Annotated in this window: 1 protein-coding gene (cut by both window edges); it reads right to left on the bottom strand. The window is 63.6% G+C overall.

The whole window is internal to a proprotein convertase P-domain-containing protein gene (locus tag ACWUI2_RS05955) on the bottom strand: the coding sequence, 61,218 nt in all, runs 6,013 nt past the left edge and 29,449 nt past the right edge, and what appears here is coding positions 29,450–55,205 — codons 9,817 (partial) to 18,402 (partial); the first complete codon in reading order (the gene reads right to left) occupies positions 25,752–25,754. The start codon and the stop codon both lie outside this window.

The following is a 25,756-nucleotide window of genomic DNA, read 5'->3' as shown; positions in this document are numbered from 1 at the left end:
GTCGGTTCGAGAGCCGGGGAAGTCCGGTCGACTTGCCAGACGGTGGCCGGATCGGTGCCGTTGGGAGCGGTGAAGAACAGGTTGCCGTTGGCCGCGACCAAGTTTTGCGGACCGGAGACCGGAACGCCGTCGCCGCCGGCGCGGAGGACCCGCACGGTGGTTTCGCGGGTGAGATCGCTGCGCCAGAGAGCCGTGCCGCGGGCGCTGCCCAAGCGGAAGAAGAGCGTGGAGTCGGCGTCGTCGGTGACCACCACCGCTTCAAATACCCGGAGGCTGAAGGCCATGACGCGGGTGGCATTCTCCAAGTCGTCCAAGGCGACCTTGTAGAGGGAATCGGCCGCCCCCGAGTCGACAAAGTATGCCAGCGTGGTTCCAACCATCGTCAGCGATTTGAACCCTTCGGCAGGTCCATGGACCGGTTCGTCGGCACCGACGGCCCGGAGATAGTGATCTCCGCCGAGGATGGATACGAAGAAGAGGACGGACTCACTGCCAGCCACGGCGGAGAAGAGTTGGCGGAAACGTTCGCCGCTTTCGCCGACGACCAGGTAGGAAGCCTCGCCATTCTCCGGATCGATCCGCCAAATAATGTCGGAAACGGATCCCCGCTCGATGACATGGAGCGCCCCATCGTGGATGATCGCACCTTCCAAATCGTTCCAAGGAACCGGGCGGCCGATGCTGAAGTTGGTGACCCGGATCGTCGTTTCTTCGTCCTCGACGACCTCGGTCAACACCGTCCGGGTAATGACGCCATTGCTCGAGCGGCTGACTACGACGTCCCGGTCGACGGCGAAGAACGCGACGGTGTTGCGCCCTTCGAGTCCGGCGATCCGTGCGACTTCTCCATCGTCGTAGAACGCCAATTTCTGGCCGTCATCGACGAAGAAGATCCGGTCGTCGACCACTTCAAAGAGGTCAGCCGCCGCCAATTTGATGCCGGTCCAGACCACCGACAGCGCGCCACCCGTGCCGACATTGATTTTCCAAATGCCAAGACCCTTGGCGGAACCTTCGACCACACTTTGCGCGACAAAATGCACCGCATCATCGAAGAGGAACAGGCCGGACCGGAGGGTCGGATCATCCATCTCGATCGACGAGATGGTATCAGCCACCCCAGGCGCCGGATGGATGACGCCAGAGCCGTCGTTCCCGACCCCGTGCAGCGCGGCGCTCAATCCCTGGTCTTCGTTCAAGGCATTGATGGCGGCGACCACGTGGGCGGCAGTGGTGTGACCGAACGCGATGTTGATGATGATCGTGCCGCCTCCGATGGATACGGTGACGCCACCGGCCGCGTCATTGCCGGCGACGGCGGAAGCCACTTCGGCGGCCGTCAAACCGTTGCTGAAGAAGATTCGGGCGGTGTTGTAGCGAGCGCCGCTCGCGGTGATTTCGATATTGTTGTTGGTGCCCGGGAAGGTGACCACGGCTTCGGCGTCGACACCACCCTCGGCGTCGGCGATCTCGCCTACCCCGTCCCACACCCAGATCGGATCTTCCTCGTCGCCGTCGATGGCGGCGGTCAAGCCCTTGGCGGCCAGGGCAGCAATGAGAGCCGCGTCGTCGATCAAAGTCTCATCTTCCTCGACGATGATAACGAAAATGTCTCCCCGTTCCGTCACGGAAACCGAGGCACCGCCGAAGACGGCGACGGACTTGCCGTGAATCGCGGTGCCGACGGCGCTGGCCGTCACGGTGAGTTCGCGTCCGCCCGGCAACGAGACGGTGGCGGTGGCCTTCGTGCCGTCGAAACCGTCGTCGGTGGTGGCGGTCGGCGTGGACACTATGACGTCATCGTCTTCGTCGAACTCGGCGGTCAGGGAAACATATTCGTTCTCGTTGATCGCTTCGATGAGATCGGCGATTTCAGCGGTGCCCGCCACGAAGCGGACGGTCAGGGTCTTTTCCACAGCATCCCAGACGACAACCGGGTCGCCCGATGCGAGATCCCCGGTGAGGAACAACCGAATATTGCTGGCGGCTCCGTCGGACGCGAGACCCTTCACGGTCAAAGTGCCCGAGGGGAATTCGTAAGAGCCCTCGGCGGCCACCGCGGCCACGTGCTGGCGGGATTCCGTGTACACTCCGACCGGTGAATCGATCGAGCCGGTGCCGCCTTGATGGACGGTGAAGCCGGTCAGTCCGCCCAGGGCGGTGGCCAAGGCCGCGGCCGTGGTCGCTTGATCCTTCCGGAGGGCGAGACTTAACACGCTGGAATCAAAGACGGCGGTCGGCGATCCGGAACCGAGGGTAAAATGGAGGTTCGGCGTATGGACACTGTGGACATTCGTTTCGGCGGCAGGGGCGAGGACGACGGTCACACCGTCGACACTGACCGTCACCGTCTGGGTGTAGGCAGCGGTGGCTCCCTCTTCGACCGTTCCCGTGGCGGCCGGAGCGGTGATTTCGAACAGGCTTCCGAGTTCATCCTCCAGGGCGGCCAGGATGTCGGCGAGGGTCGACGCGTCATCGGCGCCGTCCTCCCGGAGGTGAATGGTGAGTTCGCCATCCTCGAGGATGACCTTGGCCGGATCATCCGAATCCTCCAGGTCAAAGATCAAAGTCACCGTGTGCGAACTGAAGAGGGTGGCGCCGGTCGCGCTGAAGAGGAACTTGTGGCCGTCGATGACGAGTTCGCCGGTATGGCTGTAGGAAGCGGCGATCGGAGGGATCGTCTGAGTCGCCGGATCGGTGGCATCGCTGGTCGCGGAGAAATTCTCCAATTCATCGAGAGCGTCGACCAGGTCTTTCGCACTGGTCGGAACGGTCTTGCTCAGACGGATCACCAGACGGTTGTCGACGACCGATGCCGCGGCGCCGCCGGTCAAATCGAAGGAAACGGACGGGGCATGCCCATTCACCAGGGCATGGGCTCCAGCCCCGGTGAGGGTGAAAGTGATACCGCCGAGCTGGAAGGATCCCTGGTGCGACTGGTAGGTGATGCCGCCGTCGACATCCATCGCAGGCAGGTCGACATCGCCGCTGCCGGAGGTGATCGCCGCGGTGAATCCGGCGAGCCCATGGATCGCCGCCCGGATGTCCTCGACGGTCGCCTCGAACGGATCGGCGTAAATCGTGTAAGGCCCGGAGCCGGTCCCGACGATTTTCACCGGACCTTCCGACTCGGCCAACACCGATCCGACCAAACGGAAGACGATGCCATTGTAGGCTATTCCGGTGGAAGCCGCGGTGATCTTGATCGTGGCCGTTCCTCCACCTTGGGTCGGGACGACCAGGTCCGCGCTCGCTTCGACCGCCGGGGCTCCGCCGGAGAAGGCTCCGCTCGGAATGGCCAGCGCCGGGGGAACATGGATGGTGTTGGCAGCGTTTCCGGTGTAGGTGACCGTGATGCTTGCGCCAGCCGCTTGAATGGCGGTCTGGATCATGGCGAGGGTGGCCTCGCCGTTGACGATCCGGATCACCAACGCGCCTTGGGCGGCACTGCCGCTACCGCTGGTTGTATAACTGACAGCCACCTTGGCGTCGTCCGGCAGCGAAGGGACTGACATGAAGTGGAAGGAGCGCGCGTTGGTGGTATTCTTCTGAACCGTGATCGAAACCCCGTTTCCGAAGTCGAACGTGTGAGTCGCATTGTTGGTTCCCCCGCCACCGGCCAAGGCGGCGTATGGCGCCGGATGATAATGATCGGGAGTTCCGACGACCTCGGCGCGGACCGGATAGGCTTGGGTGGCGATGGCGGTGGTGATATCGCCGATGGTCGTGACGCCTGGCTCGTATTGAATGGTCAGAACGCCGTCATTCAAATTGGCACGGGCATGGAAAGGACTTTCTCCGAATCGATCCCAACCGCCGGTGTCAAAGGTGGCGATCAGAACAATCTTGAGGTCCTCCAATTTGAGGCGCTCCGCTTCCGGAACACTGGTGTCGTCCACGATGGTGAGGCGGATCACGGTGCTGCTGCCCGGGATTTGCAGCGGAATATGCGGAGCCAGTCCGTCCTCCCCGCCGTCGATGACCACCGTGCCGGCCAGAATGGTCCCGGAACCATTGTTTTCGCTCGGCTCGTAAAGTGTCGCCGTCCAGGCGGCCGCTTCGTGCGCCGGAGCGAGGTTTGCGAAATAATTGACCACGTCTTGAGCGGTGGCAGCGCCGGTGACGCTGATGATCAACGCGTCCCCTTGCACCCGGGCGCTAACCGCCGGGGGCGAATCGAGGGAGGTGACCATCTCGAATTCGACCCGCGCCGTGATCGACATCCCGACGCGGCTGAAGAGCAAGGCGTTGTTGGCCCCTGGAGGATCGACCTTGATCGGCTTGACCGTTCCATCGAAGTGGAAGACACGCTCGCCCTTTCCGTCGTCGGCCACGAAGAACAACTTGCCGTCGTGGACCACGAATCCGTGCGGATTGCTGCTTTCACCCGGGAAGATGTCGAGCATCACGGTCGCGGTGGTTCCATCGGTCGCCCAGAGCTCGCGGCCGAGGTCCGGATGGGTGGCGGCGAAGTAAACCTTGCCGTCGAACAGAGTGAATCCGGACGGGTTGGAATTGCCCGAGGGATTGAGGTCAGCGATCCGCTGGGCGGTTCCATTGGTGCCGGTGAAGGTCAATTTCCACGGCTCGACCCCGCCGGTTCCGCTGGCGGCGAAGATGAAGCCGAAATCGCCGCCGAAGAGAGTGCCGACCGGGGTCAAATGGGTGATGGAGGCGGCACCGGCCACCGCATTGGTTATCGGGGCGGCGGCCGGAGTCGCCGGATCGTAAATAGCAATCGAGGCACCATTGGCGTAAACGACCGCCACCCGTCCGTCGGCCATTTTCGTCAGCTGCGACGGGGACGCGAGATTACCGGGGGCGGCGGCGAATTCCGGGCCGCCCTCCACGAGGACCCAGAGTCGATCGGCGTTGGAGGAGGCCGAGGAGGTGCCGGCCAGGTAGACCTGGTTGCCGACGGCCACGACTTCGCGCAGGTCGAGCAGAGCGGTGCCGTTCGGACCGACCAGCGGAGCCGCGATGCCCCCGCCGGAGCCGAGGTAAACCATCCATACTCCTTCGCCGCCGGTCTCGAACGGCGCGACGAAGAAGAGGTAGTTTCCGGCCTGGCGCAATTGGCTGGTGTGATCAAAGTCTCCGGCGCGGGTGATTTCGGTGACAGTCGTTCCGTCGATGGCCCAAATCTGGTTTTCACCCAGGGCGTAGAAGACCTCTCCATTCCAGACGACGTTCCGCACTCCGCTGACCTCGGAAATAGTGGTTGCCGGGCCGGACCCGGTGCGGTGGTAGAGCGATCCGCCCGCCACAAAATAAACCGCTCCGTCGACGGCGGCGACGGCGACCGGCGCGGCGGCGAGACCGGTGGCTACCGGGGCCACCTCGTTGCCATCGACCACATGCAGGCCGAAGCGTTGGGCGCCGGCTCCGGTATCGGTGACCACGAAAACCTGGCCGTTGCGCACCATCAGATCGGACGGCTGGGCGGCGAGATTGCCGAGCAATTGGGTGCCGGCCGCGGTGCCGTCACTGCGATAGAGCCCGTATCCGGTTTCCTCGCTACCGGCGGTGAAGTAGAAGCGGGTGCCGGTGGAAACCACGGCCTTGACGTTGCCCGGCACTTCGCCGCCTCCGAGAGAGGCGCCGCCAAGACGGAGCAGGACGCGTTGCAGGTGGTTCGGATTGTCGAGCGAGCCGAGATAAGCGGAGAGATCGAACTCGAGGATGATCTGATCGCCCGGATGCTGCAACTGGAGCGCCGCGCCGCCGAGGTCGAGCGCATGGGTCGGCACCGCGCCTCCCGGCGTTGTGTCCTTTAGAGCGCCGGAAACTCCGCCGATGATCGCCTCGGTGAGGGCGCCGCCAACCGGGTCGAGGCGGATCATCGTTCCGAGAGAACCGTCGCCCAGGGTGGTAAAGCGATACCATTTGCTCGCCTCTCCCGGAAGGAGGGTGTAGCGCGAGCTGTCGAGTTGCCCGTCACCAGTGTGATCGGCATCATAGAAGACGTCCGGACGGCCGATGCCGGTGTCGACCAGGTAGTTGCCGCTGCCGGCGATGGTTCGGTTGGTGAGGATGTTGTAACCGGTTCTCGGCATTGCCTCGATGGTCCGGTTGCCGTAAATGAGGTAGATTCGTCCGGCGTCCTGGCGGGTGCCGCCGACGGTGCTGTTGGCGGTGGCCGCGCCGAGGAGGAGATCGCTCAGCCCGTCCTGGTTGATGTCAATGAACGGCGAACTCGGGAGGCTTCCCAGGCGGTCGGTTCCGGTCTGGCCCTCGAAAATGATGTGAGCGTCGCGGAAATAGACGTTCGGCGAGGTCCGGGTGGTGATCGAGTAGAAGACGAAGACGTTACCTCGAGTGCTGGCGGTGAGCACGTCGATATCCTCCGGATTGTGGAGGTAGGCGTCGCTCTGGCCGGGGACGCGGACGTATTCCGGACGGCCGACCACCAGATCGATCCGGCCATCGCCGTTGAAATCGCCCGCCGTCACATGGAGATCACTGAAGATCGAGGTCGAACCGAGTTCACCTCCGGAGGCTTGGAGGAGCCGCACGTAAGCGTTGGCGTGGGCGTTGATCGGAGCTTCGACGGGGGCCCGCCAAGCTTCAGAGCCAAGGAAGACCAGGACGCCGCCCTGGGCGCTGCCGGAATCTTCGCGGAGGCGGACGAGGGCGAAATCGTGGGCGCCGTCGTGGTTGATGTCGCCGAGTGGCTGGAGACGTCCGCCGATGGAGGTGGCGGTGGCGTGCCAGATCGATTCGTGGAAGAGCCGTCCGTTGCCTTCGGCGTAGGCAACCGCTTCGTAATTCGCCCGGAACGCATTAGCCCCAGTGCTCAACCGCAGCGCGCTGAGCACGTCGTCCGCGGTGACTTGGGCGTCCCGGATGCTGATCACAAGGCGATTCGCATCCGAAGTCACCAGAACCGATTCGGCCTGCGGGTTGCCGTAGACCAGTTCGATCACGTAACCGTCCTTGTCGGCACCGGCGGAGGTGGCGCGGATAAGAATATTGTTGTTCGGACCTGGGAGATCGAGGACGGCCTGAGAATGACCGGTCACGCTGCCTCCGCCGGTGACGGCGCCGATGATGGTATCTCCGTTGGTCAGGCCGGAAACCGAGGCCAGGATGGTCCCGGCAGCCGAATTGGCCGGAAGGTAGCGACCCGGCAGAATGAAAGCGTGACCGAAGGCGGGGTCGCGTTGTTCGCGGGCGAATTCCCGGACGACGAAACCGAGGTCGTCGAGGCCGTCGCCGTTGACGTCGCCCACCACCGAAGCGCGGAGAGCGCCGGCGTCGGCCGGTTCGTAGATGAATTGGAGCGACCATGAATCGACCAGGCCGGAGATATCGCCGTCGGCGTCGGTGATTACCAGTTTCCAAACCCCCTTCGGGTTGGTCAGCTCCGCGATGAAGGCTGCCAAATCCCCTTCAGGAAGGAAGGTGCCGCTGAACGGAGCGTTCGCTTCCGAGATCCGGGTGGCGGCGCCCGCGCTGAAGGTGGTGGAGCGGAGGAATGTGCCGAGCGTGGAATTCGGATCAGCGATGCCGTCGAGCAAGTCGCCGGGGTTGAACAATGTCACCCGTTTGTTGTTCGGACCGACCAGTTCCATGCCGAGTCCGTTGAGGTTCAGCGGACGACCGGAAGTATCCTGTTTGAGGTGAACCGAGACGCTGAGGTCGACCACGCCGGTCGGGACGCCGGAGACTTCGAGCGGAATCTCGGTCGGCGTGGTGGCGATTTCCAGCGACCAGCGTTGGAGGCGGCCGACGTGGTTGCCTACGTCGTCGACGATTTCGAGCCTCCAGACACCATTCGGATTCTCCAAGCCTTGGAAATCAGCCAATTCCGAGTCGAGCACCACGTTCATCCAGTCTGCCCGGCGGTCGAGGGTGATCCGGGTGTCGTCCGGAGCGACGAGCGTCACCTCTAGGTCCATTCCGGAGAGGTGGGAGAGGCGGATGTCGAGAACGACGTTGCTCACCTCACCGGTCAACCCGCTAAGATTCTGGGTGGAGACCAATGGTTCGTCGGTCCGCAGACGCATTTCGAAATCGAGGTGGGTATCGACGCCCTGGCCGCCCCGATCGATGACGACCAAGGTCCAGGTGCCGTTCGGATCTTCGCCGTTGAAGGCCTCGAAGGATTCGAGCGGGCGGAAGCGACCCGAGAAAGTTCCGGAACCCTGGTCGACGGAAGCCGTCGCGCTTTGATCGAGGATCAGGTCGATCATGCGGGTGTTTCCACCCCCGACTGCATTGAAGAGCCGCACTTCGGTGTCGTTCGGCGAAATCAAAATCAATTCCAAGTCGCGGAGCGCCCCGGTGGTCAAATTGTTGATGACGAACTGGAGGTTGGTCAGATCACCGCTCAAGCGGTTCGGATCGCCGACCTCTCCACCAACTTCGAATTCGATCGCCTTCTCCGACGGAACAAGCAGTTCCGACCCGATCTCGATCGACCAGCTGTTCAAGTGACCTTGATCGGCCCAGGCGCGGTCTTCGATAATCAAGGTCCATTTTCCGTTTGGATCGGTCCCGATCATGGAACCGGTGTTGATCCGGTAGACGCCGCTGATTCCGGCGGTCAAATTCGGGATATTCTGGGAAGAACCTCCGGCGCGGTTGTGCAGGATCTCAACATGACCCGAGGGGGACTGCAGGTAGATCATCAGATCGCCGATCCAAGTGTGGGTCAGGTTGACCGAGACTTCGATCCAGGTCGTCTGCTGCTCCAAACCGCTGACGTCGATGACCGATTCCACCCGGCGGTGATCCTCGATATAGACCGGCATTTCTTCGGCATCGGGCAGCTCCGAATAGAGGACCTTTTGCGGAACGATGTGGAAACCGGTATTCGGCGTGGCCCAGAGGAGTTGAGCCATCGCCCCGCCGCTGCGCTCATAGTAATCCATCTCGATCTTGTAGGCCTTTCCGGCTTCGAGGAGGATGCCTCCGCTGTAATGGCTGGTCGGCGACTGATCCCACCATGCGGAGATGATCGGCGTGGCGGTGCCGTCGAGGTTCTGATCGAGGCGCAGTTGGACACCGTCGTCGGTGATCGTCTGGAATTGATAATATCCGGTGATCTGCGGGATGATATATCCGCTCCAGCTGAACGAGAAGTTGTCGAATTGGCCAAACGGTCCGCCCGATCCCCAGTTGAAATTGATGGTGGGCGAGACACCGGTCTCGGTCGCCGTGCCGCTGAGGTTGGCGTTCGGATAATAGGAGAAGTTCAATCCGTTTCCAATGGCATGGCTGGTTTCGAACTGCCGATCCTCGCCGGTCGGTCCCGGCGAGAAGGTCGCGTCGTCGACAGTGGCGCCGGTGACGGTCACCACGTTGCGTACGAACGACTGCACAGCGGTGTTGGTGAAGGTCTGCCGTTCCGGAAAGGACTTGTCGATCTGGCCGGTGGTGACCTCATTGGCGAAGAGCTGGAGATCGGCCAACGCGTCGGTGGCGGTGATCCGGTTGTCGATATCGCCTGCGCGACGGATGGTTTCCCCACCGAAGATATAACCGTAGGAGTGGAAGGCGTTGGCCACCGGGCTGACCACCACGAGATCGTCGTAGAAATGACCGGACTGGGCGTTGAAGTTGCCGCTCCAGCGCGCGACCATGACCTGGATGTCGAGGGCTCCGTCCTGGCCGGTGAAGGCGACCAACTCGTCGTTGGTCAGGACAATCTGCCGCGCGTAATCCGGGTCGAGCGAATCGACGGAGATGAACCGCGGCAGGACCCGCCCGCCGAAGATGACGGTGATGATGGTCGTGGCGCTTTCCGCGTCGTAATAGAAGAAGACGAGGTCGGTGAGGCCGTCGGCGTTGAGGTCGCCCATCCGCTCGGCCGGACGTCCGAGGCTGGCGAGGTCGAATTGATGGTCGGCCAGGATCGAGCCTTGTTGGAGGCCGACGGTGTTCACCGGGCCGTTGATCAGGAAGGCGTATTTCGGTCCGGAGATGAGGAGGTCGGCGTGGCCGTCGCCGTCGAAGTCGCCGAGTTGCTGCGCGAGCGAGAGGTTCATCCCCGGCTTGTCGCCTTCGATCACGATCGCGTCGCTCAGATCCGGCTCGGCGATGGCGTCGCCGAGATCGATGCCTTCGTAAGCGGTGGAGTCGTCGCCTTCGAGGTTCGGGAAGGCGAGCGGATAGACGTAAGGCCGCGGGAAGAGGCGTTCGAAGGAGAGGTCGACCGGTTCCGGTGCGTCGCGCAGGCTGCCGGCGTCGTAAAAGTGCAACTTGCTGCCGAGCATTTCGGCCAACACGAAGGTGACTCCGTTCCCCTCGTCGTAGGTGAAGGAGGCGAAGAGGAATTGGGTCGGAGCGACGCCCGGGGTGCTCCGGTAGCCCGGATTGTCGAGTTCGAATTGGAGAGCGGGGGCGCCGAGGCCCTCGCCGGCGCTCCAAGCGGGCTTACCCGGACCATCCGACAGGAAGACCTGGACGACGTTGTGATAGAGCCCGCCGGAGGTGACGCCGATGATGTTTTCCGGAGCGTCTTCCTCCCCGTCGTAAACCCATGTCGCCGCATTGGTGAGCGTTTGGCTGCGGTGGGCGGTCACCCGGGCGAAGTCGTCGAACCCGTCGCCATTCACGTCGCCAAGGGCGATGAAGTGGCCGCCTTGGGTTTCCAATGCCTTCCAGGAACCACCGTGATAGCTGGCGAGGAAACTGGTGTTGCGACCGTTCAAGGCGAAATCGGCCAATCCGTCCCCGGTGATGTCGCCGAGTGTCACGACGCGGGTGCCGGTGATCGGACCGTTCAGGCCAGGGACGACGATCTTGCCAAAGGTCGCGCCGACGCCGATGCCTGCTACCCACGTTCCAGTCGTGGTGGCGACCACGAGGCTGCCGTTGTCATGGGTCGACTGCAATTTCCCGGGGCCGCCCGCGGCGGTGACCGAATCGGCGAAGGTGTGTTCAAACGAGGCTTCGCTCAGGAGGACGTAATTGGTCAGGTTGAGATTGTCGACATACCAACCCTCGAAGCGGTTTTCTTCTCCATCGATCGTGTCGAAGGTGAAGCGGATTTCGATCTCGCCATGGAAAGCGGCCCCCAGCGCGATGCCGACCCGTTGCGGCAAATCGAGCGTCGGATCCTGGAGGGTCACGCCGGTGCCGCCGTTCGAGGCCACGGTGGTCCACGCGGTCTTGGTGCCGTCTTCCAGAACCCTGCGGACTTCCACACTGGCCTTGTCATAGTCGGGCGCCATTCCCTCGGTGATTAGGAACGAATCGAAACTGAGCAAGGCGCCACCTTCCGGGACGAAGAGGTTTCCGAGAACGGCATGGCCGGCGGACCGTCCGGTCGAATCGTAGTGCCAGCGGAACACTCCCGGTTCGCTGGTCGGTTCGCGGATACCGAAGTAGAGGGCATGTCCATCGCCGCGGCCCGGACGAAGGCCATCGACGATATTCCAGAGGTTGGAGGCCCCGGGAGCGCCGGTCATGTCGACGTAGGTGACGGTTACCGGAGGAGCGACTTCAAGGTTGTCAATGTACCAGCCTTCGCCGTTCTGGCCATTTGCGGGGAGAGAATCGAAGACGAAGCGGATTTCGACGTTCCCCGCGAAGGTCGCGCCATCGAGCCAAATTGCATGTTGTTCGCCCTGATTGCCATCCGCTTCCTCGAGAACGGCCACTCCCGTGCCCGAATCGTTCGAAGCGACCACAATCCAGGTTCCGTTGCCGTTGCCGTCGACCACCCGGGCCTCGACCCGGGCGACGTCCTGGGCTCCGATGTCGAGGAAGGAGTCGAACCTCAGATAAGCGCCGTTACCCGCGACCCGGAATCCGTCGACGACAGCGTATCCGCCCGCCCGTTGTCCGATTCCATAATGCCAATCTTCGTCAACTCCGAAATAAAGGGCATGACCGGTGCCGCGTCCGGCTTGGAGCCCGTCGACCACTTTCCAGAGGTTTCCGCCTTCGGGCACGCCAGTCATGGAAGCGAAGGAGACCCGGTTGGCCGAGCTGAAGGTGACGATGTTGAAGTCGACGGAAGTGGAGGCCTGCTCCGCTCCGAGGAGGGATTGGCCGTTGAAATGGTAAACGGTCTTGCCTTCCCAAACGATCAACCCGTCGCCGCCGTTCGGATTGCGGACGCTTTCCGCGCCGAATCCGACGGTTCGGTCGACTCCAGGGATAATCACGTCGGACAGCGCGCGGAGATCGAGCAGGGTGTCGGTCGAAATTCCCTTTCCACCGGCCACGATGTAAACGGCGGATTCCGGACCGGTGACGCTGACCGCGAAATCCGCGGTGCCGTCGCCATTGTAATCGGCCGGTTGGAGGATGGTCGCCTGGCGTCCGGCGGAGTCGGCCGTCAACAGCGGTGCCGGGAGGGTGATGAAGATCCGTCCGGTCTCCGATCCTAGGCCGAGGTTCGAGAAGTCGCCCACACCGGGGAGAATCAACAACGTGGAAGTGCCCCGGGCGAGGTCGTCGGCGACGGCGGCGATGTAATCCCCCACCCCGTTTCCGGTGAAGTCGCCGAGCGAGATGGCGATCGGGCGGAAGGAGGAGAGGGTCGGATCTTCGTCGCTGCCGACCACCCGCAAGGCGGCTTCGGCGTGACGGCCGCCGACCAGCGTGGTCGAGCCGAGGTCGGGCGAGAAGTGGATCTGGTAACGGCCCATTTCCGGCGCGCGGACCACGTTGTTTTGGCCGCTGCGGAAACCGAGTCCGGCGGCGGCGTTGCCCGCCTCGAAGATAATCGAGTAGGTGAAATCATAGGCACCGGTCAGCGCCAACCGGGGTCCGAGGGCGGTCGCGACCACTTCGACGGCGAGCTTGTGATCGAGCTTGGCGTTGGCGAGGGCGTCGGCGAGATCCTGGGCCAAGTCGTTGATGCCATTGTTGCTGTGGGTCCAGGCTTGCGGGATGGTGACCATCACCGGCGCCGCCCCTTCGATGGAGATGCCAAACTGCGCTGTTCCGCCGAGCTGACCGTTCAGGGCCGGAGCGTTTTCGGCGGCCACCGAATAACCGGCGACGTTCTGGATCCGGAGCAGGTAATATTCCGGCACCCCGGCGTATTGCTCGATCGGAATGATCTCGAGTCGGCTGCTCGGATCGAGGTCGCGGGCGGCATAAAGACCGATGTTGCTGCCTCCGGCGCCGCCGAAGACGTCAAAACGGGCCTGGGCCGACGGATGGTCGAAGACGACTTCGATCATGTCGAGCAGGAGCAGTGCGGAGACCGACGAGGAGAACTGCTTCAAGCTCTGCGGGGTCCGGATGATGTACCAGTCGGCCCGGTCGCCTTCGTGGAAGGTGAGCCCGTCGACCACCAATCCCTTATCGGCCGAGATTTCCGGCAGCAAGGCGGCGAATTCCGGGATGTTGTTCGGACCGGTGATCTTCCCCTTGTTGATCAGCTCGAAGCGGTCGTAGGGCGTGGTGGTGTGACCGGCAATCAAGTTGTTGCCGCCGCCGCCATGAAGAACGTCGTTGCCGCCGCCGCCGGCGATGAAGTCGTTGCCCGGACCGCCGTAGATCCGGTCGTCGTAGGCGCCGCCATACAGCATGTTGTTGCCCGCGCGGCCGTAGATCACGAGGTTCACCAAGGACCCGCCGCCCTGTTGCTTGGAACCCGGCTTAATGCCCCACTCGTCGGTCTGGTTCGGGAAGGTGAAGCCCGGATCGCCGCGGAAGACGTCGTCGCCCCGCTGGAGATCGATCACCATGGTTTGGACGCCGTGGGCCTGGAAGAAATAGAAGTGCTGGGTGTAGACGGTCCGGGCCGGATCGGACCGTTGACCGCCGTCGACTGCTTCACTGAAGCCGAGGAGACCGGCCCGGTCGATTTTCAGGCTTTGGGTGAGGGTCAGCTCGGTGTTGAGGAACAGGAAGCGGCCGTCGCGGACGCCGACGGTGACCAGTTCGGTGATGTTGACGATGTCGCCGGAGGGATTCACCGCGGTGCGGAAAGCGGCTTCGATGTCGGCGGCGAGGTCGCGGGGACCGTTGTTCACCTTGGCGATCACCGACGGCTCGTTGTCGGCAACCAACCCGAGGGCGGCGAGAGCTCCGGCCGTGACGTCTTCGAGCGTGATTTCGTTGGTGGTGAGGATCGCGGCCGGCTCGAAGCGGATCCGGTCGACCGTCTCGCCATCTTCCTCGGCGAGGACGAAATGGACCTTGCCGCTCATCGTGGTGGCGCGGATCGCGTCGTTGAGGGCCTTGAGCAAGGCTCCGATGTTGGCCGGCGGCGTGCTCAAGTCGACGTTCACGGTCGCCTTGTCGCCCGGGCCGAAGCTGATCGAGAAGGAGAGCGACGACGGGAGGTTGAGATCGCCGAACTCGATGCCGGACTCGACCACGCCATCGGTTTCGAAGGCGGGCACGGTCACTTCGTAAGCCACCCCGCCGATCACCACTTCGAAGGTGAAGTCGCCTTGCAGACGGCCGTCGACAGGACCGCTGCCGCCCGCGGTGACGACCGAGCCCGGGATCACCTCGGTGACGAATTCCTGGTTGGCGGTATCCCAGACCAACGCGGTGAACTCCCACCGGTGAAGCGTCGGGTTGTAACGGATCGAAGCGTAATCCGGGACGTCCCGGCCGAGATGGTCGAGATCGCCGCCGAGGAAGAGGATACGGTTTTGGCCGCCGCCACCGATGATGATGTCGTTGAAGGTCGGAATGAACGGCTTGTCCGAACCTTCGAGGGTCGGCAGCGGACCGGGGATGATCTGGAAGGTGTCGTTGCCGGTGCCGCCGAATAGGAGGTTGGCTTCGCCGCGATCGGGGCCGCCGGAGATGACGTTGTTTCCGCCGACGCCGAAGATCCAGGTGGAGCCCGGGCCGCCCATCAGACGGTCGTTGCCCGGACCGCCGACGATCACGTCGCGACGTCCCTGGTCGGGACGGGTGGCCATATCCATCACGATCTCGTCGCTGCTTCCGAGGTCGAGGTCGAAGCGGAGACTGTAAATGGTCGGAACTTCCCGCGGGGTGTCGACCCGGAGGAGATACGGAACGCCCGCCCGCAGACCGGAGATGCTGATCGCCCCTTCGGATTGACCGGAGAGATTGCGCTGGGTGTGACCCGGATCGCCGATCGAGGTGAAGATTTCGTAACGGGCGGCCTCGCCGGCGGCGGAGGAAATCTTGATGGTGTATTCGCCCTCTTCGAGGCCTTCGAGGGAGAAGGTGACGAACTTCTGCGGATAGGTGACGCCGAGGTAGCGGTAGGTTTCGCCGTCCGACTTGGTCACCATCCGGCCGTCGCTGCCGAGAACCGGCTCGCCGTTGGCGTCGTAGAGTTCGAACTGAATGGCTCCGCCGTCGGTCAAGAGGACGCTGATCTGATCGGCCGCGCGGCCCCGCTCGGTCAGCGTGAAGCTGAACCAATCGACGTCGTCCTTATTATGGAGGGTCAGGCCGAAGACCTTCGAGTAAGCCTGGATGTTGGCCAGGTAGAAAGCCTGGTCGGCGGTGTCGTTGCCCCCTTCGAGGTCGGCCCGGTCCGGACTGATTCCTTCCGGCTCCTGCTCGATGTCGAACGGTTCCGCTCCGCCCGCCGGGAAGAGGGCCAAGCCGAGGCCGTCGAGCGGGGAGGCGCTGGAAAGATAGATCATGGCGTTCGGACCCGGATCCTCCGCCAAGGTGAAGCTATACCAATCGACGTCGGTCGGGCTGTCGATGGTCAGGCCGGTGATCACCAGATTCGAAGAAATCAGGAGACTGGAGAGCGCGGTCTGGTTGTTTTGGAAATGCATTTCCGTCCGGGCCGGGTTGGCCGGATCGACCGCGACCACGATGGAAGCCCGGGCCCCGCCGTCGAGAGTGACCAACCGGAGGCGGCCGTCGAGGACGTCGGCCCGGAGGTAAACGTCGAGTTTGGCGGCGACGAGTGCGTCCTGGAGATTCTTGACCAGATCGTGGACGGAGGTGTTTTCCTCGGTGGCCGAAGCGGGGAGAACGACTTCGCGGAAGGTGCGGCCGTTGACGCTGACTTCGAAGATCGCGTCGCCGCTCAACCGGCCATTCGCCGGAGCCAGTCCGATGATCAGTTCCGCTCCGATCGCGCCGTTGTCGAAGGCGAACCCGAGGGCGGTGGCGAAAGTGGTTTGGGCGATGGAGATGGTTTCGACTTGGGAAACGATCTTCGGCGCCAGGCGGACGACGTTTCCGGCGAGAGAGAACTCGAGGAGCTTGGAGAGATCGGTTTCGGCATCGCCCGCGTCCTTGAGAGCCTGGTTGAGGGCCGCGATCAACTGGAACGGAGTCCGCTCGGCCACCGGAATCGTCAGGAGGTAAGCCACTCCGTTGACCGTGAGCGAAAGCTCGCCGCCGATGGTGGAGGAGGAAATGGCATTCGGCGCGGTCAACATCGCGGCGGTGTCCATCCCGGTCAGGGCGGCGAGGCCGATGAAGGCGCCTTCGCGGAATCCGAGTTGGCCGAGGGCGGTGGCGCTGCCTTCGCCGGCGTAAATTTCGAGGGCGACCACGTCGCTGCCCGGGGTCGGGCCGATCGCCATGCGGCCTCCGAGCATGACGGCGACGAGACGATTGCTCAAGCCGGCCTGGTTCAAGGCGCGGTTGATGTCGTCGATCAGATCGGTCTCGGTCTGGTTGTTTTGGGTGCCCGACAAGAGCAAGGTGATCAAGTCGCCGCCGTTTACCCGGAGACGGATCGATGGGGTGCCACCGTTGTCGGCCGGAGCGAGACGGTAGTTGACCGCGTTCGGTTCGTTGTCGGCGACCAGCCAGGCGCGTCCGAAGGAGTACGCGGTTTCCGGCGTGTCGTTGCGGCCGCCCTGGTCGGTCTTGTCCGGGAGGATCGCGGTGCCGGACATCGTGTTGACCACGTTGTCGCCGGTGCCGACGACGGTCCAGACGGAGGTTTGGACGGTCGGTCCGATGTTGATGATGTCGTTGCCGTCGAGTGAATCGATGATGATGGCCAGGAAGTCGTTTTCCGGCGGGAGGATTCCGCTGCCGAGATCCTCGTAGATCGGATTCCCCTTCGAGTCGGTGGCGCTGAAGCTCAGGTTGACCTGGGCGTCGAAGGTGAAGTTGCCGTTGTTGTTGGTCAGGCGGGTGATGATGTGGCTGCCGCCAAGGAGGCCGGGCTCGGTCACGTAATCGACCGAGATGACGTCGTCGGCGTTGGTGCCGCGATAGTACCAGACTTTGTCGGTGCCCTTGGCGTATTCGAGCCACTCGTTTCCGGCGAGTCCGCCGTCGGCCGAATCCAAGGTGGTGCCGTCGGCGCGCCAGAGGGTGTTGTTGCCGCCGCCGCCATAGAGGAAATCGAGGCCGGTGCCGCCGTAGAGGTTGTCGTCTTGATCGCCGCCGAGGACCCGGTTGAGACCAGTGTCTTCCGGTTTGAAGATTCCGCCGCCGTCGTTGTCATGGCGGAGGCCGGTTTCAGGATCGACGTAGATACCGAACTGGGACACGAACTTGATCGAATCGGTGGTGGCCGCGACGGCGATCTTTCCGTCGTTGGCGCTGAAGACGATGTATTGTTCGAGGCGAGCCAGGGAACCGTCGGACTTGCGGACCTGGGCGAGAGCGTCGTTGAGGTCCTTGACCAGATCGCCGATCGACTGGTTGCCCTGGGTCGCCTCGGCGGTGACCACCACGTTGTAGGCGGTGCCGCCGTTCATCCGGACGGTGAACTTGGCGTCGGTATCGAGCACGAACGAGGTCGGCGCCTGACCGGCGATCAGTTCGCCCCGGCCGATCATCGAGCTTGGGAGACCGAGCACGCTTCCGGAAGGATCGCCTTGGCCGCGGGTCACTTCGAGGAGGGTGCCGCGGGTTTGGAGGACGATGCGGTTGCCTTCGCGGACGGCGACGACCGCCATGCCGAGGTTGGCGTAGGTGCCGTCGGCAAAGGTGGCGGCGTTGATCGCGGCGTTGATGTCGGTCACCAACATGTCGATGGTGAGATTGGCGCGGGTGGCGGTGAACGGCACCCGCACGTTCACCGGCTGGCCGTTGGCCCCGATGATGAGACTGAAGTGGGCGTCGCTGTCGAGGCGGCCGGTCAGCGGAGCGTCGTCGGTCGGGACGACCCGGAGGATGTCGTTGCGGTCGACCACTTGGATGCTCTCCATCCGGGACCGCAGTTGGATCTTGCCGTGGTCGAAGCTGTGTTCGTCGTCGATCAAGGTGAAGTAAACGAACTGGTCGAGACGGGCCGGGAGGCCGTTCTGTTCGTTGACTTGGGCCAAGGCGGCGTTGAGGTTGCGGACGAAGGCGGCGGGATCGAGGTTTTGGTTGTCGGCCGCGAAGAGGGAGACGGTGTATTGGACGCCGTTGTTGATCCGGATGCGGAAGCTGACGTCGGCGGAGAGGCTAAACCGTCCGCTGGCATCGAGTTCCAACGTGGTTTGCGCGGTGGCGGCGGGACGGCCGATGGAGAAGCCGGTCAATCCGATCGCCGTGGCGGAACCGGTCGATGCCGGGGTCATTTCGACCAAGGTGCCGGTGGTGCGGAAGACGAGACGGTTGCCCTCGCGCAAGGCGGTGACGCCGCGGGTGAGGTCGACCGTGCGACCATCCGGCAGTTTGGCGGACTTGAGGGCGGCGTTGATATCGGCAATCAGGTCGGCAACGGTGGTGTTGTCGGCGGTGTTTTCCGCGAGGACGACGACTTCGACCGGGATCGAGTTCGGTCCGAGGATGATGGCGAAACGGGAATCGTGTTGGAGACGGCCGTTCTCGGGGAGATCCGCGGTGCCGACCAAGCGGAGGAGGTCGTTGCCGAAGGTGAAGGAAGTGACCTTGCGGAGGTCTTCCGGGAAGTGGAGTTCCTGCGGCTTCGGAATCACCGAGTGGTGGGTGCCGTCGACGAAATGGAGCTGGTAAATGGCCGGATCGTTCGGACCACCGCGGTTCGGGTTGTCGGACCAGGTGAAGAGGAAGTTCTGCCCCGCGCCGCCGATGATGTCGTCGTTTCCTTGGCCACCGTAGATGATGTTGATGTCGTCCGGCGAACCGAGGCCCGGCCCGTCGCCCCAGATCTGGTCGTCGCCGCCGTTGCCGAAGATGATGTCGTTGCCGTAATTGCCGTAGATCAGATCGCGGCCTTCGGAGCCGAAGATAATGTCGTCGCCGGGGCCGCCGTCGATGACGCTGACCCAGTCGCGGCTCCGTTCGGTGAGAACAGAGATGTCGAGGGCATTGCGTCCCGAAACGAAGCCGAGGACGTCGTTGCCGCCGAGGCCGTCGATCCGGAATTGCTGGATCAGCGGATTGCCTTGGGCGTCCTTCCAGGTGACGAGGTGGACCCGGTTGCTGCCCGGGACCAATTCGCCGTTCACCAAGCGGCCGTAGTCGACGACCATTTGGCCGACGCCCATTTGGTTTTCAGTGAAGCCGAGTTCGCGTAGACCGTTTTCGCCGGCATTGGAGAAGTCGGAGATGGTGAACATCGATCCGGCGCCGAAGCCGCGGGTCATGAAGGCGATCGTTTCGCCGCGGGCGACTACCTCGACCACACCGGAGATGGACTGCGCCCCGTGCAGACCGAGGGCGGAAGCGATGGCCTCGTTGAAGGCGGCGACCAGGGAGTCCAGTCCGCCGTCGCTCTTCACCGTGATGCGGCTGGAGTAAACCGGTCCGCCGTCCTTGTGCTGGAGGGTCAGAGTGAAGGTTTGCTCGAAGGAGAAGGTGTCGCTGGTGACGGCCCGGACCTTGGAGCTGAGAAGAGCGGTTTCTTCGGAGATCAGAATCCGGTCGTCGAAGTCGGTGCCTTGGATCAGGAGGATGTCGGTGGCGTTGTCGTCGAGGACGTCGCCGCGGAAGGCGTTGCCATAGTGGCCGTCGATGATGCCGCCGAAGACGCGGTAGTGTTGGCTGACGTCGAGGACGATGATGTCGATGCCGCCGCCACCGTAAATGGTGTCGAAGCCGTCGCCCCCTTCGATCCGGTCGCTGCCGCCGCCGCCCCAAATGATGTCGTTGCCGCCGCCGCCGTAGATAATGTCGTCGCCAGGGCCGCCGTAGATGAGGTTGTCGCCGCCGACTTCCAGCGGACCATAGCCCGGAGCCCGTTCGTTCGGCGCGTAATTCGGTCCGATCAGGCGGGCGCCTTGGATGAAGTTGTTGCCGCCGGTGCCGAAGAGACGGTCTTTCCGAATGTTACCGAAGATTTGGTCGTTGCCGGTGCCGCCGCGGAGCTCGCTGCCGTGGAATTCGTATTGCTCCGGTCCGTCGGAGGGAGCCCAAGCGTAAAGGATGTTTTCGCCGGAGACACCCCAGACCCGTTGGCCGAGCTGGGAAGTCGGTCCGTCGGCGTAGTCGGCGAACGGCATCGCGGTCGGTCCCCGATAGTAGGAATGGGCGTGGAACGGAGCGTTGGCCGTATGGTAGAGGGCCATCTGGACCTCCGGCGCGGTGGTGATGCCGACCTTGATGAAGATGTCGAGCGTCTGCTCCTCTTCGTCGAACAGGATGTCGACCCGCTTCTTTTCGTCGGCCTCTTCATCGACCTCGATGCCGAAGTTTTCCCGCTCCGTCCATTGGTGGATCCGGATGGTCCAGTGGGCGAACGAGTCGTCGGCGCTGACCGCGCGGAATTCGATGTCGTTGTTGCCTCCCGGGAAGTTGAAGAGGGCGGCGGCGTAACCGTTGCCGGGGTTCTGCTGCTTCACCAGGACCGGACTGGTGATGAAGGAACCGGTGAAGGTCAAGGGGTCGCTGGCGCCGCCGTCGCCGAAGAGCAAGTCGTTGCCGGCGTCGCCGTAGATCTGGTCGCGCCCGGTGTAGAAGCCGCGGAAGTAGAAGTATTCGAGCGGGTCGGACGGAGTGCCCGGATCGCCGACCTTCAACCATGGGAAGAGGGCGTCGTAGGTGCCGACAAACGGGAAGTCGCCCCGGATGGTGTCGTCGCCCGGCCCGCCGCGGATGACGTTTTCGCCGCCGCCGCCGGTAATCATGTTGTTGCCCGCGCCGCCGTCGATGTAGTCGTTGCCCGGGCCGCCGTTGATGTCGGCGTTGCGGCCGCCACCGAAGATGATATTGTTCCCCATGCCGCCGCGCAGGATGTTGTCGCCGTCGTTGACGGTGCCTTCCCAGACCTGGCCGTTGAGGACCTTCGGGGTGATGCGCGGCGGTTGGTAGCCGGTCGGGAAGTCGGCTTCGGCGGCGGCCCAGCCCGGAGGCAGATCGAACTTGTCGTCCCAAGTTTCGCCGTCGAGGACGCGGAAGTTGGTCCAATGGATACCCTCGATGCCGCCCCAAATGATGTTGTTGCCGCTGTCGCCCCAGACATGGTCGTTGCCTTGGTTGCCGACCAGGAGGTCGTCTCCCGGACCGCCCATGATGATGTCGTTGCCGGGGCCGCCGTAGATCAGGTCGTTGCCGCCCGAACCCGGATGGGTGGAACGGACGCCTTCGACGATGAACTGGCCGCCGATCGGGCGGACCTCGCCGTTGTCGCCGAGGAGGATGTTGTTGCCGCGGCCGCCATGGATCAGGTCGTTGCCCGCGCCACCGAAGACGATGGTGTTGCCGGGATTCCGAGTCTGGAAGTTGATGACGTTGTTGCCGCCGTAATTCTCCCAATCGACGTAACCGGCCGCTTCCGGCATGCCGCTGGTCAGGGCGTTGGCGAAGTGACCGGTCAATCCGGCGTAACCGACGTAATCGCGGGTGTCGAGTTCGGCGATGAAGACGCGGGTGGTGAGGAACATGATGTTCCCCTGCAGGTCGCGCTGGATGTAGCCGCTCGCCCCGAAAATGATGTCGTCGAAGGCACCCGTGGCGTCGAGCGGGCTGCCGTAGATGATGTTGCCGTTGGCGGCCCAGCCGCCGGCGCGGGTCATGTAGCCGTTAGCGTCGAGGGTGACGACCCGGTTCTGGAGAAGCTCCTGAGCGACCTGTTGGCCGCCGGCACCGCCGACGATGATGGTCCGGCCGATGCCGCCGATGATGGTGTTGCGCCCGCCGTGGTCGGCATAGACCGAGAAGATGTCGCCGTCGCGGGCGCTTTCGCGGTAGAAGATCACCGCGCCGTGGTCGCCGAAGATAATGTCCTCGCCGCTGCCGCCGTAGATCACGCTGTTGCCCGAGCCCCCGATCAGGATGTCGTTGCCGGAACCGCCGTAGATGGTGTTGTTGCCGCCGAAGCCGGGGTTGACCGAGTGGACCATCGAGAGCTTGTTGAAGCTGTTGCGCTCGAAGAAGAGGCTGTCGCCCCCGACGACGTTGTGCCCGGCGCCGACCCGGATGGTGTCGTTGCCCGGACCGCCGGAGATCAGGTTGTTGCCGGTGCCGCCGTCGATGTAGTCGTTGCCGCCATACTGCGGGTCGGTGGCGATGGCGTTGGCGAAAAGCAGCCGCTCGCTCGGCATGGTGACGTTTTGGGAGACAGCGCGGTAGGCGGTAAAATCGACCAAGCCCCAGTCGCCGAAGATAATGTCGCGGCCATCGTCGAGGACGCCGCCGTGGATGATGTTGTGGCCGCGTCCGCCGATGATGATGTCGTTGCCCTCGTTGCCGAAAAGGTCGATCAAGTTGTTGCCGCCGAAGGATGGATCCTGCGAACGGATGACGAGGACCTCGTCGGCGGCGTTGCGCTGGATGTAACCGCCCGCACCCATGATGATGTCGTCGCCGGCGCCGCCGCTGATCACGTTGCCGCCGCGGCGGATGATGACGTCGCCGCCGGTGTCGGATTGCGGCATGAAGGGAAGACCGGTGACGAACCAGGCCGGCGGGCGGACGGTGAAGCGGTCGCCATCGACGGAGAGGACTTCATAGAGGCCGCCGGAAGCGGAGCCGCTGAGGAAATCGAGGTAAATCATCCGGCCCGGGACGTAGCCGTGTCCGGCGGCAGTGACGGTCAGCTGGTTGTTCTTGAACTCGTAAACGCCGTTGAGGTTGGGGGTGTTGAAATGGTTGGTGCCGCCGGTGCCGCCGATGATGATGTCGTTGCCCGGACCGCCGATGATGACGTTGACGCCGCCATGGGTCGGATGGGTGCTGAACATGTCGTTGGCCTGGGAGGAGCCGTCGGCACGGACGACCACGCCGTTGTTGCCGATGATGAAGTTGGAGAGATTTTCCCATCCGGCGTGGATGATGTCGTTGCCGGTGCCGCCGAGGATGATGTCGCTGCCGCGGCTTTGAACCGGGCGCTCGCCCTGGCCGACGTTGATGATGTTGTCGGCGCCGAATTCCGGATGGATGGTTTCGATCCGGAGGACGTTCTTATTGGCGTCGCGGGTGATATAGCCGCTGGCGCCGACGATGATATCGTCGCCGCGGTCGCCGTTCAGGATGTTGCCGGGGATCTGGCTGCCCGGGCGGGCGTAGCTGGTGGCGCCGCCGACAATGATGTCGTCTCCGTCGCCGCCGTGAATGATGGCCGGCCCGCCGTTGGCCGGGTCGGTCGACCAGAGATCGAACGCCTGGGAAGTGCCGTCGGCGAAGGCGGCGACACCATTGTTGCCGAAGAGGACATCGCGGCTCGGGCCGCCGTGGATGACGTTCGCGCCGGGGCCGCCGAAGACGTAGTTGTGTCCGCCGTTTCCGGCGTGGATGGTGTCGTCGCCGGCGTAGGTGTCGTTGATCTTGGTTTCGATCCGGAGAATAGCGTAGCTGGAGTTGCGGGCCACCCGGCCATGGTCGCCGAGGATGAAGTCCTGGCCGGAACCACCGTGGATCAGGTCATGGCCGCCGCCGCCGAGAACGATATCGGTGCCGTTGCCGCTGCGGATGGTATTGTTGCCATGGGCGTCGTCGTAGGTGGTGATGATGTCGAAGCCGGTCCAGTTGTAGGGCTGACCGTTCCAGGTGGCCGGGGCGCCGGTCCATTGGAAACCGCGGCCGACGACACCGTGGTCGCCAAGGATAATATCGTCGCCATTGCCGGTGGTGATGGTGTCGGACCCTTCGCCACCGAAGACGGTGTTGTTGCCGTTGCCGAGAGTGATGGTGTCGTTGCCGCCGTGGGCGGTGGCGCGGACAAAGCCGGAACCGTCGAAGACCTCGCCGGAAACCATCCCGGTGATCACGCCGTTGTTGCGCATCACCCGGCCCTGGTCGCCGAAGACGACGTTGTTGCCGCCGGAGGATTGGATGGTGTCGCCGCCGAAGCCGCCGAAAATGATGTCGTGACCGGAGCCGGTGGTGATGTTGGAAATCGCTCCGTTGGAAGGCGCCATGGTGGCGACGGTGCCGCCGCGGACGAAGTAGCCGTGGTTGCCGAAGACGACGTTGTTGCCGCCCGGGATGTTGATGGTGGCGGTGCCGAGACCGCCCGAAATGACATCCTGGCCGGAACCGCCGGTGATTTGGTTGGAACCTCCGGAGGTGAAGTGAATCGAGCGGGCTTCGGTGACCCCGGCGGCGTCGCGGAGGATCCGGGCGTTGTCGCCGAAGACGACATTGTTGCCGTTGCCGCTGCGGATGGTGTCGTTACCGCGGCCGCCGATGATGACGTCGTGGCCGTTGCCGGAAGTGATGGTGTCGTTGCCGCCGAAGTTCGGGTCGATCGACTCGATGTCGAAGACCAAGCCTTGGGCGGTACGGCGGACGACACCGTTGTCGCCGAGCAGGACGTTGCTGCCGCCCGCGGCGGTGATGGTGTCGTTGCCGGAACCGCCGAGCACGATGTCGTCGCCGGAACCGACGGCGATGGTGTTGCCGCTGGTGATCGCAGGATCGGTGGTCCGGATGGTGTTGGCATCGGACGAACCGTCGTCAAAGACCACCAGGCCGTTGTTGCCGATGACGACGTTGTTCGCTTCGCCAGCGTCGATGGTGTCGGCTCCGAAACCGCCGAGGATGACGTCGACGCCGGTGCCGCCGGTAATGGTGTCGGCCCCGCCGACGCCCGGATCGGTCGTCCAAACGCGTTGGACGACTCCGGCGGCATTGCGATTGAGCCGGCCGTTGTCGCCGACGATGATGTTGAAACCGCCGACGGCCGTGATGAGGTGGCCGCCGGAACCGCCGAAGATGATGTCGTTGCCCGATTGGACGGTGATCTTGTTGTTCGCGAAAATTTCCGGGTTGGTGGTGCGGATGGTATTGGCTTCGGGCGATCCGTCGTTGAAGACGACCATGCCGTTGTTGCCGATGATCACGTTGTTTCCGCCGGCAACCGAGATGACATCGTTGCCGAAACCGCCGAAGATGACGTCGGTCCCGGTGCCGCCGGTGATGGTGTCGACGCCGCCGACGCCCGGCTCGGTGGTCCAGACGCGTTGGATGACACCGGCGGCATTGCGGATCAAGCGGCCGTGGTCGCCGACGATGATGTTGAAACCGCCGGAAGAGGTGATCGTATCGGATCCGCTGCCGCCGAAGATGATGTCGTCGCCCGAGCCGGTGGTGATCTTGTTGTCGCCGCCGCGGTCGGGATGGGTGGTGGAAACGGTGTGGGCGTCGGCGCCGCCGTTATCGAGGACCACGACCCCGCTGTTGCCGATGATGACGTTGTTTCCGCCCGAAACGGTGATGTTGTCGTTGCCGGGGCCGCCGAAGATGATGTCGTTGCCGGAACCGCCCTCGATCGTATCGTTGCCGCCGGTCCAGTTGCCATCGGTGGTGTCGACGGTCTGGGCGCGGACCACCCGGCCATTGACGAGATCGGCGGAGCCATGGTCGCCGAAGATCACGTTGTTGCCGCCGTTGGCGCGGATCACGTTGGAGCCGGAACCGCCGACGATCAAATCGTTGCCCGGACTTCCGGTGATGTCGTTCTTGCCGCCGATCTGGCGGTTGGTGGTTTGGAAGGAGGTCAGAACTCCGGTCGCCTGATTAAGATAAAGGGTGGCATGGTCGCCGAAGATGTAATTGTCGCCACCGCCGCCGGTGA

The sequence above is a fragment of the Verruconatronum alginivorum genome (assembly GCF_056590205.1).
This window is presented reverse-complemented; position numbering and strand designations above follow the sequence as displayed.